At 46.3% G+C, this 19,139-nt stretch carries 13 protein-coding genes; 11 read left to right on the top strand and 2 right to left on the bottom strand.

The annotated features are described in order from the left end of the window. Positions 1-356 precede the first annotated feature (356 nt). Positions 357-2,954, bottom strand: a complete 2,598-nt coding sequence (locus tag ACED45_RS13030) for a molybdopterin oxidoreductase family protein (RefSeq protein WP_371714204.1) — start codon at positions 2,952-2,954, stop codon at positions 357-359. Between the two features lie 472 nt (positions 2,955-3,426). Between ACED45_RS13030 and nirB the strand changes: the two genes are divergently transcribed. From nirB to ACED45_RS13010, 4 genes are all read left to right on the top strand, one after another. Then, the gene (nirB, locus tag ACED45_RS13025) at positions 3,427-6,009 is read left to right on the top strand and encodes a nitrite reductase large subunit NirB (protein WP_268671214.1); all 2,583 of its coding nucleotides are present in this window, start codon (positions 3,427-3,429) and stop codon (positions 6,007-6,009) included. Between the two features lie 76 nt (positions 6,010-6,085). After that, positions 6,086-6,430: a nitrite reductase small subunit NirD gene (gene nirD, locus ACED45_RS13020; protein WP_012600889.1), complete on the top strand. Its 345-nt coding sequence runs from the start codon at positions 6,086-6,088 to the stop codon at positions 6,428-6,430. 143 nt (positions 6,431-6,573) lie between these two features. After that, the gene (locus tag ACED45_RS13015; protein WP_017060867.1) at positions 6,574-8,043 is read left to right on the top strand and encodes a NarK family nitrate/nitrite MFS transporter; all 1,470 of its coding nucleotides are present in this window, start codon (positions 6,574-6,576) and stop codon (positions 8,041-8,043) included. A gap of 167 nt (positions 8,044-8,210) precedes the next feature. After that, the gene (locus ACED45_RS13010; RefSeq protein ID WP_371714203.1) at positions 8,211-10,001 is read left to right on the top strand and encodes a protein kinase domain-containing protein; all 1,791 of its coding nucleotides are present in this window, start codon (positions 8,211-8,213) and stop codon (positions 9,999-10,001) included. A gap of 87 nt (positions 10,002-10,088) precedes the next feature. On the opposite strand, the gene cra is transcribed toward ACED45_RS13010, so the two are convergent. Next, positions 10,089-11,093 carry a catabolite repressor/activator gene (gene cra / locus ACED45_RS13005; RefSeq protein WP_371714202.1) on the bottom strand — a complete coding sequence of 335 codons (1,005 nt, stop codon included), beginning with the start codon at positions 11,091-11,093 and terminating at the stop codon, positions 10,089-10,091. 385 nt (positions 11,094-11,478) lie between these two features. Between cra and fruB the strand changes: the two genes are divergently transcribed. From fruB to ACED45_RS12970, 7 genes are all read left to right on the top strand, one after another. Then, positions 11,479-12,612, top strand: a complete 1,134-nt coding sequence (gene fruB / locus ACED45_RS13000) for a fused PTS fructose transporter subunit IIA/HPr protein (protein WP_004730295.1) — start codon at positions 11,479-11,481, stop codon at positions 12,610-12,612. Between the two features lie 9 nt (positions 12,613-12,621). Then, a complete protein-coding gene (pfkB, locus tag ACED45_RS12995; RefSeq protein WP_371714201.1) occupies positions 12,622-13,599 on the top strand; it encodes a 1-phosphofructokinase in 978 nt (325 codons plus the stop codon). Positions 13,600-13,614: 15 nt separating this feature from the next. After that, a complete protein-coding gene (fruA, locus tag ACED45_RS12990) occupies positions 13,615-15,357 on the top strand; it encodes a PTS fructose transporter subunit IIBC (protein WP_371714200.1) in 1,743 nt (580 codons plus the stop codon). A gap of 182 nt (positions 15,358-15,539) precedes the next feature. Next, positions 15,540-16,178, top strand: coding sequence for a hypothetical protein (locus ACED45_RS12985; protein ID WP_371714199.1), 639 nt, complete (start codon positions 15,540-15,542; stop codon positions 16,176-16,178). 11 nt (positions 16,179-16,189) lie between these two features. Beyond that, positions 16,190-17,101: a sterol desaturase family protein gene (locus ACED45_RS12980; protein ID WP_371714198.1), complete on the top strand. Its 912-nt coding sequence runs from the start codon at positions 16,190-16,192 to the stop codon at positions 17,099-17,101. 8 nt (positions 17,102-17,109) lie between these two features. Further along, on the top strand, positions 17,110-17,784 hold the full coding sequence (locus ACED45_RS12975) for a response regulator transcription factor (RefSeq protein ID WP_102495441.1): 675 nt from the start codon (positions 17,110-17,112) through the stop codon (positions 17,782-17,784). Next, complete coding sequence (locus ACED45_RS12970; RefSeq protein WP_102495442.1) at positions 17,781-19,073, top strand: sensor histidine kinase; 1,293 nt, start codon at positions 17,781-17,783, stop codon at positions 19,071-19,073. The genes ACED45_RS12975 and ACED45_RS12970 overlap by 4 nt, the downstream gene beginning before the upstream one ends. The last annotated feature ends 66 nt before the right edge of the window (positions 19,074-19,139 follow it).

The following is a 19,139-nucleotide window of genomic DNA, read 5'->3' as shown; positions in this document are numbered from 1 at the left end:
CTATCGGATAAGTGAGAGGAAAGTCCTCCGCGAAGCGGCTTAGTTCAACAGCTATATTAGACAGAATAATTCTGCATTTTGTCCCTGAAACAATTCTGTCTAGTTTCCAAGACTCGCTGCACTTAGCCCAATAACCCATTTAATAACATCATCTTACCTACTTATCTTCGTATCAAACATGACCAAAAGCAGAAATTTTCCATATAGTTTCTGCAAAATGTAGAAAAACCCTCAATATGTGAGTAAACCGCAGTTCAGGCTATGAAGGTTGTATCTTGGAAGTTGTATTCTCAAACAAAAACGCCAACATGATTGTCGGCGTTTTTGCTTTAGCTATGGTGAGTGAAAGGTAATAACTACTTCGCCATAGTGCTCAAAAACTCGGCTTCGAACTCTTCATCGGCTTCTCGGGTTAGGCATTCCACCAACCAATCGATGCTTTCATGGTCTAGCTTACTGTTCACCACGAAGGCTTGCTTTACGCCAGACTGATCCAGCTTGGCAGAGCCATAGTTCTTAAACGATTTATTGCCGTGGTAATGGAGTGATTTAATCGCCTCAGCGTTGGGCTCTGGTAAGGCATCGAGTGTGTTGGCAAGTTGAATCACCAGCTCCATTGGGTTCTTAGATGATGAGATGCGATACAGAAAACCGCCCTCCACTCTTTGGCGCACCCAGTAATCAAAGCCACTGCAATCCATCACCTTGTCGCTGACCAGTGCAGCTTCACTGCGGTAACCACACGGCTCTACAACAACAGGTGTATGTTTGAACTCTGGTTGGCCTGATGCGGCATCGGTATGAGGTAAGATCAAGTCACACGGCTTGCTGTCTTTGGCGGTCGGTGCATTCCAATGGATAGGCATGAAAACTTGTTCACGGCGCATCTCTTTGGTCACCACTAATCGTGCTTGGCATTCCCCTTGTGCGCTGCGCACTTTCACCACTGGATTAATGGTCGCGTGGTTGAAAGCATCTAGCCCAAATTCATCCAAGTTCAGTTCTGAAACGGTATCTGGGTGCATGGCAACAAACGGTTCTGGGGTGTGTTCACCTAAGCCTGCGGCCAAGCCTGTACGGCTCATGGTGTGCCATTGGTCTCGGATTCGACCTGTGTTCATGATAAGTGGGAATTCAAGGCTGGTATCGGCAATCGGTTTATCGTGCTCAACTGCAATAAACTGTGCTTTGCCAGACTCTGTAAAGAACTCGCCATTGGTGAACATGCGCTGCTCAATGATCTCTGGTTGATACTCAAGCACTGGCCATTGCTGTGGAGTGAGTTCGCCATAACCTTTCTCATCCAGTTGCGTGAGTCCAATTAAGCACAAGTCTCGCGCTTTACCTGTTTCATTGCCGAGCGCTGTCATCTCGCAATACTCTTTGAAGATCTCACCTTCGTGGCGGAACTCGAATTGCTCTTTGAATCCCATTTTTTGTGCGACTTCTTTTAATATCCACCAATCGGGTTTGGCTTCCCCAGGGCTTGGTAAAACACGGCGCTGGCGTGAGATTCGGCGTTCAGAGTTAGTCACAGTGCCCGACTTCTCGCTCCACCCTTGCGCGGGCAGCACCACATCGGCCAAGCGAGTGGTTTCCGTATCGGCAATACAATCAGACACCACCACAAACGGGCACTTCTCTAATGCGGCTTTGATCTTTTCACTGTCAGGCAAACTCACGACTGGGTTGGTCGCCATGATCCACACAGCTTTGATTTTGCCTTCATTCATGGCATCAAACAGGTCAATCGCTTTTAAACCCGCATGTGTGGCTAAGCTGTCGGTTTGCCAGAACTCGCTCACCGTTTGGTGTGATTGCGGATCACCAAATTCAAAGTGCGCCGCTAAGGTATTGGCTAAACCGCCCACTTCTCGCCCGCCCATCGCGTTCGGCTGGCCCGTTACAGAGAATGGCCCCATGCCCGGCTTGCCAATTTTCCCGGTGGCTAAATGGCAGTTAATAATGGCGTTTACCTTATCGCACCCTTGTGTCGATTGGTTCACGCCTTGGGAGTAAATGGTCAGCACCTTCTCGTTCGATGCAAACAAACTGTAGAACTGTTTTAGCTGCTGCTCTGTTAACCCTGTAAGTTCAGGAACACTTTTGTCGCCCCAGCCTGATTCGGTATAACCTGACTCTGTATAACGGTAGTGAGTCGCAGATCGAATCGACTCAGTAAAGCCTTGGGTGTGATTTTCTATGTAGTCTACATCTAGCTTGTCGTTATCGTCGAGATAGCCTAATAAACCATTGAACAACGCGACATCTGAGCCAGATTCCAATGCCAAGTGAATGTCTGCGATTTCACAGGTGTCGGTATAACGCGGGTCGATGACGATGACTTTCAATGCAGGGTTGGCTTGTTTCGCGGCTCTTAACCTTTGGAAAAGTACCGGGTGACACCATGCTAGGTTGGATCCTGTGATCACAACCAGATCGGCTTGCTCAAGATCTTCATAACAAACCGGCACTGTGTCTGCACCAAATGCACGCTTATGCCCGACCACGGTTGAAGCCATACACAGCCTAGAATTACTGTCGATGTTGCCACTGCCGATGAAGCCTTTCATCAGTTTATTGGCAACGTAATAGTCTTCGGTAAGCAGCTGACCAGACACATAGAACGCAACCGAATCGGCCCCAAATTCTTCGATGGTTTGATTAAATTTGTCTGCGACCAACTGAGTGGCACTGCTCCAATCCAGTTCTTGTTTTTGCTCATTCTGAATATAAGCAGGCTGTGTAAGACGGCCTAAAGGCGTAACGGTATCGCCGAGCGCGATCCCTTTAGTACATAGCTTTCCATAGTTTGATGGATGATCTTTATCACCACGTACTTCTAGTTTCCCTAGCGATGTCGGTCTCGCCTCTATTCCACACCCTACACCACAATAAGCACAGGTTGATTTTATCCAGCCGCTGTTTGAATCGGTCATCCGTTTCTCGCTCAATTATCCATAACTGTAATAATTCAAACCAAGCAAATAGCACGCCACTTAACACCAATCTGCCAAATTGAAATATTTTAATTTAAAAACAATAGCTTAACAAAATTAAAAATATCAACGCTGAACAAAATTGAACTTAACCAAGATAGAAACTTAATTTTTGCACCATCTTGCGGAAAGTTGCACCACAAACGCTCATTTATATAAATCTAACAAAAAATTCACATACCACTTTAGGGGTAATTACGTGCCACCTGAAATTTTTAAAACACTGAAAAATATAGATTAAATTTTATTTAAATGAACAACTCAAAATCTGGCACCCTCCTTGCTCCACTAAAAACCAAGACTTAGAAAAAACATTTTTGTTTTTCTTGATGATTATGAATTGAGTGGAATCTCAACCCGGTATTCATCTGCTAACGACTAGAAATTAGATGCTAGTGATGGTGATGCCGAGAATAAGGAATGGATTATGAGCAAGAAGAAAATCGTCGTTGTTGGTAACGGCATGGTTGGACACAAATTTATCGACAACATCCTGCAATCAGACAGTGATGAGTTTGATGTGATTACTTTTAGTGAAGAGCCAAGGCTGGCCTACGACCGTGTTCAGCTAACGGCTTACTTTAATGGTAAAAGCGCTGATGACCTGTCATTGACCAGTGAAGAGTATTACCAAAGCAACGGCGTGAACTACTTGTTGAACCAGAAGGTTGCCAAGCTAGACACCGCCAATCAACAAGTCATCACTGAAAGTGGTCATGTTGAAAGTTACGACAAGCTAATCTTGGCGACGGGCTCTTTCCCTTTTGTTCCCCCTATTCCCGGTAACGACCAAGAACACTGTCACGTTTATCGCACCATCGAAGACTTAGACGCCATCGAGCTTTCAAGCAAAGGCAGCAAATCTGGCGTGGTGATTGGTGGTGGTCTGCTTGGCTTAGAGGCCGCAAACGCAGTCAAAAACCTTGGCTTAGAAACCCATGTGGTTGAATTCGCGCCTCGCCTAATGGCCGTTCAATTAGATGACGGTGGCGGTGCCCTACTGCGCAGAAAGATTGAAGACCTTGGTGTGCAAGTTCATACCGAGAAAGCGACCTCTGAAATAGTCGACGGTGAAAACGCTCGCTACCGCATGAACTTCGCCGATGGCACCCATTTAGAAACCGATATGATCGTATTCTCTGCCGGTATTCGCCCTCAAGATGAGCTGGCAAGAAGCTCTGATGTCGAGATTGGCGAGCGTGGCGGTATTGTGATCAACAATCACTGTCAAACCAACATCGACAACGTCTACGCGATTGGTGAATGTGCCCTTTGGGATAACAAGATCTTCGGCTTAGTGGCTCCCGGTTATTCGATGGCAAAAATCGCGGCTTCGCATATTGTCTCTGACGGTACTGACGACGCTGCATTCACTGGCGCAGACATGAGCACCAAGCTCAAACTGCTTGGCGTCGATGTGGCCAGTATTGGCGAAGTACACGGCAAGACAGAAGGTGCTCAATCGTATACTTATAACGATGAAATTGAACAAGTTTATAAGCGCCTGATCATTTCGGCTGACGGCACAAAGATTGTCGGTGCAGTATTGGTCGGTGATGCAGAAGCCTACGGTTCGCTACTGCAAATCAAGCAAAATGATATGCCCCTTCCTGAAAACCCATCAGTGCTAATTTTACCTAACGTGGCCGATGATTCTGGCTCTGCAATGGGTGTTGAAGCTCTGCCTGATAGCGCTGTGATCTGTTCATGTTTTGATGTGACCAAAGGCGATATTAAAGAGGCCGTTTCAGCAGGCTGCACCACGATGGCTGCATTGAAAGAAACCACGAATGCTTCAACAGGTTGTGGCGGTTGTTCTGCCCTTGCTAAACAGGTTCTCGATAGCGAGCTAAGTAACCTAGGTGTGGAAGTCTCTAACGATATCTGTGAGCACTTTGCTTATTCTCGCCAAGAGCTTACCGACATCATTCGCGTCAACAAAATCAAGACCTTCGACGAGCTGTTAGATTCTCACGGCAACGGATTGGGCTGTACTGTGTGTAAACCGGCTGTCGGTTCGATTCTGGCTTCGTACTGGAACGATTACATCCTTGAAGATCAACATATCGAGCTGCAAGACACCAATGACATCTACCTTGGCAACATGCAAAAAGACGGCACTTACTCGGTAGTTCCGCGTATTGCTGGCGGTGAAATCACTCCAGATAAATTGATTGTTTTAGGCGAAGTCGCTAAAGAGTTCGACCTGTACACCAAAATCACGGGCGGTCAGCGTGTCGACTTGTTTGGCGCACAGCTTAACGAACTGCCTATCATCTGGAAAAAGCTGATTGATGCAGGTTTTGAAACGGGCCACGCCTACGGTAAATCGGTTCGTACCGTGAAATCTTGTGTCGGTAGCACTTGGTGTCGATACGGTGTCGACGACAGTGTTGGCTTAGCGATTCGACTTGAGAACCGCTACAAAGGCCTGCGTTCACCACACAAGATCAAGTTTGCGGTTTCAGGCTGTACTCGTGAATGTGCAGAAGCCCAATCGAAAGACATTGGTGTTATCGCCACCGACAAAGGTTGGAACCTCTACATCTGTGGTAACGGCGGTATGCGTCCTCGTCATGCAGACCTATTCGCCACTGATTTAGACGAAACCACACTCCTTAAATACATCGACCGCGTTTTGATGTTCTACACACGTACCGCAGACCGCTTACAGCGTACATCGGTATGGATGGAGAACCTCGAAGGCGGCATTGAATACCTCAAGCAAGTCGTGATTGAAGACAAGCTCAACGTGGCTGAAGAACTCGAAGCGGACATCGCACTCAACATCGAGAAGTACCAGTGTGAATGGAAAACCACCATTGAAAACCCTGAGAAGATGAAGCGCTTCCAGCACTACATCAACAGTGAAGAAATGGACACTAGCCTCTCTTTCATCAAAGAGCGAGAGCAGCGTTTTCCTAAGCCGAGCTTGAGTGATGCTTCGAATTCAAAACGCGATGAAAAGCTCGCTAAAGCAGACCAAATCGAAGTGACTGAGGTTTCATAAATTTCATCAGGTTCATCAGGTTCATCAGGTTCATCAATAAAAAAATAAAAACTCAATTTTAGACTAGGAGAAAGTCATGGAAAATTGGACAACCGTATGCAGCACCAGCGATCTAACCCCAAACGGGGGAATTTGCGCCAAAGTAGACGATAACCAAGTGGCTATTTTTTACTGCAAGCGCAGCGACACGCTTTATGGGCTCTCTAATTACGACCCTATCGGCAAGGCGAATGTGATGTCACGTGGTATAATTGGTTCATTAAGTGGAGAACCTTACGTGGCCTCACCCTTATACAAGCAGCATTACCACTTAGAAACTGGCGAATGTCTTGAACAGCCTGAGCTCAAGCTCGTGAAATTTGAAGTTCGCAAGCAAGGAGAACAAGTTCAAGTTCTCGCACCACTTGCTATCGCCAGTTAACTAAACCGCCGACACCATCATGCAAACGCTTATTAGCGTGCGCAATTTCGGCACAGGGTTTATGCACATTAAAAGCGTTCTAAGTTCGGAAGTAACGCAGGTGCACAAACCGGGTAATTTTCCAGATTTAAAGGATTTAAACCATGGATAACACTAAATTTTCGCTGCTTTCATTTACGGGTAAGATGAAAGTCTTACACCTAAGCTGGATGGCCTTTTTCATTACCTTTGTTGTGTGGTTCAACTTTGCCCCACTACTGCAAATGGTAAAAACTACGCTTGGTCTTTCTACTGAAGAGATCAAAACCCTCCTGATCCTCAACGTTGCATTGACCATTCCGGCACGTGTCGCAATAGGCATGCTAACCGATAGATACGGCCCAAGGTTGGTTTACTCTTCGCTACTCGCGGTCTGTTCTATCCCTTGTTTCATGTTTGCTCTGGCAGACTCTTTCATTCAAGCAGCAATCGCTCGTTTCCTACTGGGCTTCATTGGTGCAGGTTTCGTTGTCGGTATTCGTCTTGTGTCTGAATGGTTCCCACACAACGAACTGGGTACTGCAGAAGGTATTTACGGCGGTTGGGGTAACTTCGGTTCAGCAGCAGCGGCGTTCACACTTCCAACTCTCGCTCTAGCGTTTGGTGGTGAAGACGGCTGGCGTTATGCGGTCGGTATTACCGGCGTAATGAGCTTAGCGTTCTCGTTTATCTTCTACAAAAACGTGTCAGATACACCAAAAGGTTCGACTTATTTCAAGCCTGCTCAAGTAACAGCAATGGAAGTGACATCAAAGGGTGACTTTTTCTTCCTACTTATTATGAAGATCCCTATGTATGCCGCTTTAGCGCTACTGACTTGGAAGCTATCACCAAGCAACATCAACATGTTGTCTGACATGGCGGTTTACTCTGTGTATGCAGGTTTAGCAGCACTTTACGTGTACGAAGTGTCGCAAGTTTGGAAAGTAAACAAGAACGTATTTAAAGAAGAAGTGCCTGAGATTCACCAGTACAAGTTCAAGCAAGTAGCGGTACTTAACGTATTGTACTTCGCAACATTTGGTTCTGAACTGGCTGTGGTTTCTATGCTGCCACTGTTCTTCTCTGAAACCTTTGAATTAACACCGGTTCTTGCAGGTATGGTTGCATCGGCTTATGCCTTTATGAACCTAATGTCTCGCCCAGGTGGTGGTTGGATTTCAGATAAATTCGGTCGTAAACCAACACTGCTTATTCTAACGATTGGTCTTGCTGTGGGTTACTTCGCAATGGGTCAAGTCGACAGCACATGGCCTGTATGGCTAGCGGTTGTTGCGGCGATGGCGTGTTCTTTCTTCGTGCAAGCGGGTGAAGGTGCGGTATTCGCAACGGTTCCTCTAATCAAGCGTCGTATGACAGGTCAAATTGCAGGTATGACGGGCGCTTACGGTAACGTGGGTGCAGTAGTTTACCTAACTGTGTTGTCATTCGTGAGCTACCAAACCTTCTTCTTAGTGATTGCTGCAACAGCGGTACTTGGCTTTGTGACTCTACTGTTCATGGAAGAGCCTAACGGTCAAATCGCCGAAGTAAACGACGATGGCAGTGTCACGCTGATTAATGTTTCAAGCTAGGTCTGTACTATGAAGCATTGATATTATTGAATCGGGAGAAGCACCTTAGCGGATACATCAATGCTAGGTGCTTCGTTCAAAGGCTCTAAGTTCACTAGGGCTTTTGTTCTTCCTAGGATGTTCTGTCAAGGAAGCGGGAAGAAGAGCAGTTAAGAAGAAGACCAGTTATGACAATTTCATTCAGCCAAGGGCAAGTCATCACGCCAGAATCCAACAACCAGTTAACGCTTAAGTTTGGTGGTTATTCGAATCAAGGCGTACGAGATGAAAACCAAGATGCCATCATTGTAAAACACCCAAAAACTCGCGCAGAGCAAGAGTTGAAAGGCAGTGTTGCCTGCATAGCAGACGGCGCAAGTTGCAGTGAACACGGCCAGAAAGCCAGTCACACCAGCGTGATGCAGTTTATCGACGACTATTACGCAACTCCCCAAAGCTGGAGCATCCAACGTTCGGCGCAAAAGGTCTTAACGTCCCTCAATTCTTGGCTCTTCAACACGTCTGTTTCTAATATTCATCCCGCACAACAAGTGAACCACAATGCCCTCGTTTCGACGTTCAGCAGCGTGATACTCAAATCAAACACCGCGCATATCTTCCACGTGGGCGACAGCCGTATCTACTTACTAAGAGATGGAGAATTGCGCCAACTGACCCGCGACCACACGCGTAAAAATATGGGACAGAAGCATTATCTAACACGCGCCTTAGGCATGGATAACCAACTCAACGTTGACTATCAAACGCTTCCTATTAAAAAAAACGACTGTTTTATCCTGACATCTGATGGTGTACACGAGTTTGTGTCTCCAAATACCTTTAAAGAACACATCGATAAGCCCGGAGTGGATTTCGAATACGCCGCTCAAACCATATGTAACACAGCGTTAAGCCACAACAGTTCGGACAACGTAAGCTGCTTGATTGTTCAAATAAGTCATCTACCTAAACCTTCGCTCATTGAATTCCATGAGAAGCTGGCTAAACGTGCCATCCCACCCGCTTTAAAGCTTGGGCAAAGTATCGACAACTTTATGGTGCTTGAGGTGTTGTATGCTGGATCTAGAAGTCACGTATACCGAGTCATGCAAAAAGAGACACAAACAGAGTTCGTACTCAAAGTACCGTCGGTTCAATATCATGACGACCCAGCACAGCTGAGAGCTTTCTTTAACGAGCAATGGGCAGGTATCTTGTTGAATAACAAGAAAGTAATGAAGGTTTACCCAACGCCTGAACACTCTCAATTCCTATATCAAATTTGTGAATGGGTTGAAGGGGTGACGCTAAGGCAATGGATGTACGACAACCCTAAGCCTCCGCTCGAACAGGTTCGCGAGATCCTAGAAAAAATCACACAAGGTATTCGTGTATTACAACGTGCCGACATGGTTCACAGAGACTTAAAGCCCGAGAACATCATGATCCAACGCGATGGCAACATCAAAATCATCGACCTTGGTGCGGTGTTAGTCAGGGGAATTGAGGAGGGAGAACAAGCAGACAAAGATCCCACGCCACTCGGCGCAGTGAATTACATCGCTCCAGAAAGTATTAAATACAACACGGCCACGACAAGCTCGGATTTGTTCTCTATCGCTGTGATTGGTTATGAGATGCTAACAGGCGAGTTGCCCTACTCTGAGATGAGCGCTCAATCTCTAAAACAATCTCGCCACCATCAATGGGAATACCAGCCGCTGACACAAAAGCGAACAGATTTACCAGCTTGGATTGATTTGGTGTTACAAAAGGCGTGTGCTGAATCACCTAACGAGCGATACCCGATTTTGGGTGATTTTGTCGCCGATCTCTACACCCCCAATCAAAACCTAATGAAACACAAAGCCAAGCAGCCATTGATAAACCGAAATCCAATCCAGTTTTGGAAGGTGTTGGCCCTGTTACTCGGCGTGGTCGCTATCGTAGAGTTAGGCTTATTGCTTAGTCCTAGTTAAAAGCTTAGGCCTAGTTAAAAACTTAGTCCTAGTTAACCGCTTTAGTTCTAGTTAGCTGCTTAGTCCTAGCTAACCGCTGAGCTCAAGCTAACCTCGCTTCACTAAGCTTCTCGGCACCAGTTCGATGCCCGACTGGTAACGCTTAGCGGAAGCATTTAGCGCCAAGGCAAACGCGCTGTCTGCGATGACTTCGAATTGCTGCGGCAGTGAATGAACTTTAAAGGGTAAGAAATCCAACAAACGGTTATCACCAAATGTCGCCAGCTTCACCTGATTCACTAGCTCTGGCTTTTCGACCATCACATCAAGCACACCTTCCAGTAAGGTGTAAGACATAGTGACGATCGCATCAGGGACTGTACCTTTAGCAATCCACTCTTCAAACACTTCTCGTCCAGATTCACGGTCAAAGTGCTCACCGTAACCCACAACCATCGGCTTGTTATCTTTTAGCCCTGTTTGCAACGTATGCGCCTTATTCGCCGCTTCAAAACCCAACTGACGTTCGCGTGAAATGTTCAGGTCTGGCAATGCGCCTATCAAGCCGACACTGTGAATACTGTCATCAAGGATTGAATGCGTCAGTTCAAACGCGGCTTCAAAGTCCTCACTGATCACGCAAGCAAAATGTTCATCGTCTAACGGACGGTCAATCGCGATTACGGGTGTACCTGAGTTTTGCAGCTTCAAGTAAAACTCGTTAGCGTCTGGCATAGAGCTCGCCACCAGCAAAGCATCAATACGACGGCTCACCAACGCTTCCGCTACTTTACGTTCGGTTTCGGCGTCATCATCAGAACAACCAATCAGGATTTGATAGCCCACTTTACGTGAGTTCTGCTCTATCAACTTTGCTAAACGCGCGTAACTGCTGTTTTCCAGATCAGGAATAATCAAACCAAATGAACGGCTATTACCAGCACGCAGCGATGAAGCAGCATGGTCTGGACGGTAGTTATACTGGTCGACAACCGCCATTACTTTCTGCTGAGTCTTCTCACTGATTCTGTATTTCTGCGCCTTGCCGTTAATCACATAACTGGCTGTGGTTTTCGACACACCGGCTAGTTTGGCAATCTCATCTAGTGTCATATGGGTGACCTGTATTTTGTGCGTAGGATCATATAACCAATCTTCTGATCCTTGGATTAGTTGAATTATATGCTGAATCGATTCAGTATAAAAGCTGAAAGGATTCAGCAAAATCTGAAAAGTGACTTCAATCATCCTTTTGAATGGATTGAACATCATTTGTCGTGATTCAACTTCTCGCTATGAATGAAACTGAAATTACGACACGCAGCAAAACTATTTTGGTTAACAAAATCGGCTTTGCTGAATTTTTTCACACTGAATGCTGAACCGATTCAGCTAAAGTAAAACAAAGAGCAAAGCAACGAGTAAAGTTCACTAATTCTTGCTCTAGACTGAATCGTAGCGATACACAAATTCTCAAGCGATACGCTAAAGAGGCACCATGCTTAAATTATCAAAATCTGACATCACTCTTGGTCAAACGGCCGATGACAAATTCAAAGCTATCCAGAACATTGCTGGCGACCTAACCGCGAAAGGTTTAGTTGACTCTGGTTACGTTGAAGGAATGCTGAACCGTGAAAACCAGAACTCAACGTTCCTAGGTAACGGCATCGCGATTCCTCACGGCACCACTGACACGCGTGGCCTAGTAAAAGAGACAGGCGTTGCGGTACACCACTTCCCTGAAGGCATTGATTGGGCAGACGGCAACCGTGTTTACGTAGCAATTGGTATTGCAGCGAAATCAGACGAGCACTTAGGCATTCTTAAGCAGCTAACGAAAGTGCTAGCGGCAGACGGCGTTGAAGAGAAATTAAAGCAAGCGAAATCAGAAGACGAAATCATCGCCCTACTTAACGGCGAAGTTCAACTAGAAGCCGACCTAGACGCTTCTTTAGTTCAGCTACTGTTCCCTGCGAGCGACATGGTTCAAATGTCGGCAGTGGCGGGCGGCCTACTTAAGAACACAGGTTGTACAGACAACGCATTCGTTGCTGACCTAGTAACAAAAACACCGACTCACCTAGGCCAAGGCTTGTGGTTGTTGGGCAGCGATAAAGGTGTAACTCGCACTGGCGTATCGTTTGTTTCAACGGCAAACCATTGTGAGTACGAAGGCACACCTGTTAAAGCACTTGTTGCATTCGCCGCTTGTAACAGCGCGCACCAATCGATTCTAGCAAACCTAAGCAAGATGGTTTTCGAAGGTAAACAGCAACAACTGTTAACCGCTGATATTGCACAAGTGATTGGCCTTCTGAAAGGTGAAGCGGTTTCTACAGCTTCTCAAGACGATGACAATTGCGCAGTATTCAAAATCAAAAACGCACACGGCCTGCACGCTCGTCCGGGTGCAATGCTAGTCGCTGAAGCGAAGAAGTTTGAATCAACAATCCGCGTTTCAAACCTAGATGGCGACGGAAAAGAAGTGAACGCGAAGAGCTTGATGAAAGTAATCGCGCTTGGCGTTAAACACGGCCACCAGCTTCAGTTTGTTGCTGAAGGTGAAGATGCAGCACAAGCACTTGAATCGATTGGCAAAGCTATCGCTTCAGGCCTTGGTGAAGGTTAAGGAATCGATATGTCTGATAAACAAATCAAAGCCGTTACCGTAACGCTAAACCCTGCCCTAGACCTGACAGGTGCTATCGACGCACTAAATATAGGTTCAGTTAGCCTAGTAAACAAAGGCTCTTTGCACGCAGCGGGCAAAGGCGTAAACGTAGCAAAAGTACTTTCAGAGCTTGGAGCTAAAGTGACCGTAACGGGTTTCCTTGGTCGCAATAACGAAGAAGCGTTCTGCCAATTGTTCGAACAGATGGGCGCAACTGACCGCTTCATCCGTGTCGACGGCGCGACTCGTATCAACGTGAAATTGGTAGAAAATTCAGGCCAAGTAAGCGACATCAACTTCCCAGGTGTTCCTGTTGATGCTGACGCGATTAAAGCGTTCGAAGAAACCTTATTAGAACTGGCTGAAGACCACGATTACTTCGTAATTGCAGGCAGCTTGCCACAAGGCATCTCTCCTGAGCTTTGCGCTTCTTGGGTTCAACGCTTACACGATTTAGGTAAGAAGGTGCTATTTGATAGCAGCCGTGACGCACTTAAAGCCGGTATCAATGCACAACCTTGGCTGATTAAGCCAAACGACGAAGAGCTGTCTCAGCTGTTCAACGCAGAACTGACAACACGTGACCAATGCCAACACGCAGGCCAAGCCCTAAGTGAAAAAGGTATTGAAAACATCGTGGTGTCACTTGGCGCAGAAGGCGTGATGTGGCTAAACCAAGGTGAATGGTTACATGCTCAACCGCCGCGTATGCAAGTGGTAAGCACGGTAGGCGCAGGTGACACATTGGTTGCTGGCCTATGTTGGGGTCACATGCAACAGATGCCAAAACCAGAACTTATTAAATTCGCAACCGCCCTATCTGCTCTAGCAGTTTCACAGGTAGGCGTGGGCATCACCAGCCAACAAGAGCTGGAATCAGTACTACAAAATATCCAATTACAGTCGCTTAGTGCTCCAACTAGCCAGTTAGACACAAGCAAATAGGACAAAAGGTTTATTATGAATATTACCATTATCACAGCTTGCCCTAGTGGCGTAGCAAACAGCATCATCGCCGCAGGCTTGTTAGAACAAGCGACAAAAGCACTGGGTTGGAACGCCGCTATTGAATGTCAATCAAGCGTGCTACCAGACTCAACCGTATCGCAAGACACTATCGACAGCAGCGACGTTGTGGTTATCGCAGCCAACACAAACGTTGATAAAGCGCGCTTTGTCGGTAAGAAAGTGTACCAAGCAGCTATCTCTGAATGCACAGCAGATGCAAAAGCATTTCTTGAGAAAGCGGCAGCAGAAGCAACGGTATTAGACGCTTCTCAAGTTGAAAAAACAGTTGCGGTTACTGGCACTTCACCAGCGACGGGCAGCAAAAAGATCGTAGCGATTACCGCTTGCCCAACTGGTGTTGCACACACCTTTATGGCAGCTGAAGCGCTTGAAGCAGAAGGCAAACGCCTAGGTCACCAAATTAAAGTGGAAACTCGCGGCTCTGTCGGCGCGAAGAACCAACTGACTGACCAAGAAATTGCAGATGCTGATCTTGTTATCATCGCAGCAGATATCGACGTTCCTCTTGATCGTTTTAACGGCAAAGCGCTGTACAAAACGACAACGGGTCCTGCGCTTAAGAAAACAAAGCAAGAGATGGAAAAAGCATTCGTAGAAGCTAAACCATACCAACACACTGCTTCTTCAAATTCAGCACCTGCTGACGAGAAGAAAGGCGTGTACAAGCACCTAATGACAGGTGTTTCACACATGCTTCCTGTGGTGGTTGCGGGTGGTTTGATCATTGCACTATCTTTCGTATTCGGTATCGAAGCGTTTAAAGAAGAAGGCACGTTAGCAGCAGCACTGATGACTATCGGTGGTGGTTCTGCATTCGCACTGATGATTCCTGTTCTTGCTGGTTTCATTGCATTTTCAATTGCTGACCGTCCGGGTCTGGCTCCAGGTCTAATCGGCGGTATGTTGGCTAGCTCAACGGGCGCAGGTTTCCTAGGTGGTATCGCAGCAGGTTTCATTGCCGGTTACGCAGCGAAATTCATTGCCGACAAGGTTCAACTTCCACAGTCCATGGAAGCCCTTAAGCCTATCCTGATCATTCCGTTTATCGCGAGTTTGTTCACTGGTCTTGTGATGGTTTACATCGTGGGTGGCCCTGTATCTGGCGTGATGAGCGCAATGACAACTTTCCTAAACAACATGGGAACGTCTAACGCGATTCTTCTGGGTGTGATTCTAGGCGCTATGATGTGTTTCGACCTTGGTGGCCCGGTAAACAAAGCGGCTTACACGTTTGGTGTTGGTCTACTGGCTTCGCAAACTTACGCACCAATGGCAGCAATCATGGCAGCAGGTATGGTTCCAGCTCTAGGTATGGGTCTTGCGACTTTCCTAGTGAAAGACAAGTTTGAAGCGGGCGAACGTGAAGCAGGTAAAGCATCATTCGTTCTTGGTCTATGTTTCATCTCTGAAGGTGCAATCCCATTCGCAGCGAAAGATCCAATGCGTGTTATCCCAGCTTGTATGGCAGGTGGCGCACTAACTGGCGCTCTATCAATGATGTTTGGTGCTCAGCTAATGGCTCCACACGGCGGCTTGTTCGTACTACTGATTCCTGGCGCTATCTCTCCAGTTCTTATGTACCTAGTAGCGATTGCAGCAGGTACAGCAGTAACAGGCTTTGGTTACGCAGCTCTTAAAAAGATGAGCAGCGATAAAGTAGCAGCAGAGGCTTAATCCCCCTACTCTGTTTAGATGACAAACAGAGACTCTTGATAAAACAAAGGCTCCTCATTTGAGGAGCCTTTTTTAATGAATCACCAATACTCTCTGACCAAAACAATCCCCCACGGTTACCTTTTGTTTACCTCGCCTCCTTTACTGTCCTTGATAAGAAAAATGAACAACAAGGAAAGAGCATGAAATTATTCGCTTCATTACTCACGACAGTCGGTATTACTGGTCTTGTCTGGGGGGTATTACATATTCAACCTGCGATTGCGGATGCATCGACAGAGCAGCCAATTAATTCGACAGCACAGCCAATTAAAAAGGCATCAACAGCTGAAACGGCAGTAACTCAATCAGCAATAGCTCAGTCAGAAGCAACTAAGCCCGTAGCTAAAAAACCACAAGTCACTGCAAACACGACTTTTTTGCAAGGTTTGAGCAAGACGATTCCATTAGAGGATGTACCTGATCTGTGGGTCGATTTCTACCAAAACCTAGAAGCAAATGATGAGGAGATCGCACAACAACAAGTCATCGTGATCTATCAAGAGATCAGCTCTGATTTCAGCGAAGCAACAATCATGATTGGCTTCCCGACTCAGCAGTCAAAATTAAATAAAAACAAGCCCTTAATTAAGCTCCCAAACAAAGCCAAAGGCACGCTTCTACTAGGTAAAGGCGAACATACCGAACAGGAATTAGCACAAGCTTGGGAAGGTATCGCGATATTAAAAGAAGTGGACATGATTATAGAGCACCACCAACTCAATCAGCATGGGTTGCCAGATTCTAGCGAGTTATACGTCTATTATAAGAACAACCAGTAAAGGATTTAGTTATGGATTTCACTTTGGATAGCATTGGGAGCTTTCTCTCTCAAACATTCACAGAAACAAGCATCATCCTTACCGAGACTTGGGTCGACGACAACTTTCTACTGCTTGCTCTGGCTCTGTTTATCTTTGAGCTTATCCGCTATGCCTTTAAGAAAAAGCTCAGCTGGAATATGTTGGGAGACAGTGCGACTAACTTAGTCACTTTGTTCTTCTTGTTGATTATCCTTTTCTTCGTCGGGTTAGCTTATGTTGGTGCGTTTGTTTACGCCTACGAGAACTTCAGCCTAACTCAACTGCCAATATCCGGTTGGACAATTCTTGGTTGCTTGATCTTGGCCGATCTCGCTTACTACTGGGAACACAGATTCTTGCACAGCAACGGTTTAGCTTGGGGAACGCACTCTGTTCACCATAGCTCGCTTTACTTTAATATCTCGGTCGCTTACCGCTTTGGGCCTTTGGATTGGTTCTTCCCGTTCTTCTTTCACTTGCCGTTGATTCTGCTTGGTTTCAATCCGTTTGTGGTTCTGATGTGTGAAACCTTTGTTCAACTGTTTCAAACACTGCTGCACACTGAAACCGTTAAACGACTACCTCGCCCTGTTGAAGCGGTGTTTAATACGCCTTCACACCACCGAGTGCATCACGCAACCAACAAGCAGTATCTTGATAAGAACTATGCTGGCATCTTCATTATTTGGGACAAGATGTTCGGTACTTTCGCCAAAGAAGAGGAAGAAGTCAGATACGGTGTGTTCCCAAGAATCAACTCTGTGAACCCATTTAAGGTATATTTCCATGGCTACGTTAAACTGTGCCAACAGTTATGGCACGCGCCAAATTGGAACTACCGACTACAGCTTCTTATTCAGCCGCCTATCTGGGCTTGGAAAAGAGAACGAGAAACAAAGTAAGGACACTTATGAGTATTAACGCCCTGTTGATTGAAGACGACAGCGACTTGGCAGAAGCCATTGCAGACTATATGGAACTCGACGGTTTCGAATTCGATTTTGCTTACAATGGCAGCGCGGGTCTAAATCTCGCTTTAGAGGGGCGTTATGACATCATCTTAACGGACATCAACATGCCCAAGATGGATGGGCTTGATGTCTGCCAATCTCTTAGGAAGCAAGGCGTGACCACTCCGATTCTCATGTTGACCGCAAGAGACACGTTAGAAGACAAGATCGCGGGGTTCGAGGTCGGTTCGGATGACTATCTAGTGAAGCCTTTTGCGATGGAAGAACTCAAAGTACGGTTGATGGCACTAGTGCGCCGCGCTCAAGGCTCCGTTACGTCATTGTCTGTGGCAGACCTCAAACTGAACTTAGACAAGCATCAAGCCATTAGAGACGGCAAGCTATTGAAGCTCTCTCCGGTATGTTGGCGAATGCTCGTGATGTTAGTGCGAAACAGCCCTAACGTGGTGAGTAAAGCCAAGCTTGAAGAAGCCTGGGAAGACGAAATGCCAAGCTCTGATAGCATGAAAGCGCACCTGTTTAAGCTTCGACAAGTGGTTGATGCGCCCTTTGACTCAAAACTAATTCACACGGTTCATGGCATTGGTGTTGTCTTGCATGAGGAACCATCATGAAACACGCGGACATGAATCGAGTCAGTATCAAGCGTGATATCTACCTCTACTTATTTGGCATCGTCGTATTACTCACAGCCATTTACAGCTTAATGGTGTCTCAGAGCTATCACATCGGTCTCAATGAATCGGCAAAATATGGATTCTTATATGAGCTGGAAGTGGCAGAGCAGCAATACATCGAAACCGGGCAACTGCCAGACTACCAAAACCCAACATTCCAAGCCTTTCTAAGTTATTCAGATCTGCCCGTTAAGTTTCAACAAACCTTTGATTGGAAAGCGTTTGATAACGATGCAATTTATGAACACTACGAGCAATCAGCTAACAATGATTCAGGCCAATACCTCTATGCAGCCAAGCATCCGATATCAGGTAGCGACGAAGCGTTATACATCATTTCTGAATACGACGAGGCCATCTACTTGAATCTATTCGAGCTGAACCCACCTGATTCAGTCGATCAAATAAACAATGCTTTTATCGCCATAGGTGCCCTTTTACTCTTGGTATTTTTGATCATTCGCCTACTGATACATCGAGTCACCAAACCGATTATTACGCTATCAAAATGGTCTGAATCTATGGACGTGGACGACACAGAAGGGCTTGCTCAGTTTCGGTATAAAGAAATCGACCAGTTAGCTTCTCAACTGGTTAAAAGCGTACAAGGTGAGCGTCAGGCTAATGAACGTGAGAGCTTTTTCTTAAGAGCAGCAAGCCACGAGTTAAGAACACCGATTGCTACTATTTCAGCCAGTGGCGATATGCTGGTTCGGTTGTCTGAAACTATCCCTAACAGTGGCCAACGAGCGGTAGCGCGAATCCAACGTTCGGCCACCAACATGAAAGCCTTGGTAACAACGCTGCTGTGGATGAGCCGCAATAACGAGATCGAAACCAACTATGAGCAAATCAAGCTGACTCCCCTGCTCAACAACATCATCGAAAGCCAACGTTACCTTCTCAAAAACAAAGAAGTAGAGATCCACACCAAGGTCGACCAAGGCGAACACTCCCTTCCCCGTGAGTTAACAGAGGTTGTGCTCACCAACTTGGTCCGAAATGCATTCCAACACGGTGGTAGCGGAGATATCAGAATCACACTGACAGAACATCAGTTTGAGGTAACCAATCGTTTGGAAGATGAAAACCTAGCAAACGACTCTGAACAACAAACCTCTTTTGGTATCGGCCTAGAGCTCATTGATCGCGTTTGTCAGAACCAAGGTTGGCAGTTTACTCATCAAGTTTACAACAATGAGTTCATCGTCAAAGTCATGCTATAGCAATTTTCTAAATGGTTATTGGATGGTGACCAAAAGTTTACCCTTGCTTGGTTATGCTAATCGCAC

This window comes from Vibrio crassostreae, from assembly GCF_041439375.1.
Classification (GTDB): Bacteria; Pseudomonadota; Gammaproteobacteria; order Enterobacterales; family Vibrionaceae; genus Vibrio; species Vibrio crassostreae_D.
The sequence above is the reverse complement of the archived record's forward strand: the minus strand, read 5'-3'. Positions and strand labels throughout refer to the sequence as shown.

What these genes read in the sequence shown, in the direction of transcription:
- ACED45_RS12980 (WP_371714198.1), top strand. Translation starts at nt 16,190, where the DNA reads ATGGATTTCACTTTGGATAGCATTGGGAGCTTTCTCTCTCAAACATTC.
- nirD (WP_012600889.1), top strand. Translation starts at nt 6,086, where the DNA reads ATGGAAAATTGGACAACCGTATGCAGCACCAGCGATCTAACCCCAAAC.
- ACED45_RS12970 (WP_102495442.1), top strand. Translation starts at nt 17,781, where the DNA reads ATGAAACACGCGGACATGAATCGAGTCAGTATCAAGCGTGATATCTAC.
- ACED45_RS12985 (WP_371714199.1), top strand. Translation starts at nt 15,540, where the DNA reads ATGAAATTATTCGCTTCATTACTCACGACAGTCGGTATTACTGGTCTT.
- fruA (WP_371714200.1), top strand. Translation starts at nt 13,615, where the DNA reads ATGAATATTACCATTATCACAGCTTGCCCTAGTGGCGTAGCAAACAGC.
- ACED45_RS12975 (WP_102495441.1), top strand. Translation starts at nt 17,110, where the DNA reads ATGAGTATTAACGCCCTGTTGATTGAAGACGACAGCGACTTGGCAGAA.
- ACED45_RS13015 (WP_017060867.1), top strand. Translation starts at nt 6,574, where the DNA reads ATGGATAACACTAAATTTTCGCTGCTTTCATTTACGGGTAAGATGAAA.
- pfkB (WP_371714201.1), top strand. Translation starts at nt 12,622, where the DNA reads ATGTCTGATAAACAAATCAAAGCCGTTACCGTAACGCTAAACCCTGCC.
- fruB (WP_004730295.1), top strand. Translation starts at nt 11,479, where the DNA reads ATGCTTAAATTATCAAAATCTGACATCACTCTTGGTCAAACGGCCGAT.
- ACED45_RS13010 (WP_371714203.1), top strand. Translation starts at nt 8,211, where the DNA reads ATGACAATTTCATTCAGCCAAGGGCAAGTCATCACGCCAGAATCCAAC.
- nirB (WP_268671214.1), top strand. Translation starts at nt 3,427, where the DNA reads ATGAGCAAGAAGAAAATCGTCGTTGTTGGTAACGGCATGGTTGGACAC.
- cra (WP_371714202.1), bottom strand. Translation starts at nt 11,093, where the DNA reads ATGACACTAGATGAGATTGCCAAACTAGCCGGTGTGTCGAAAACCACA.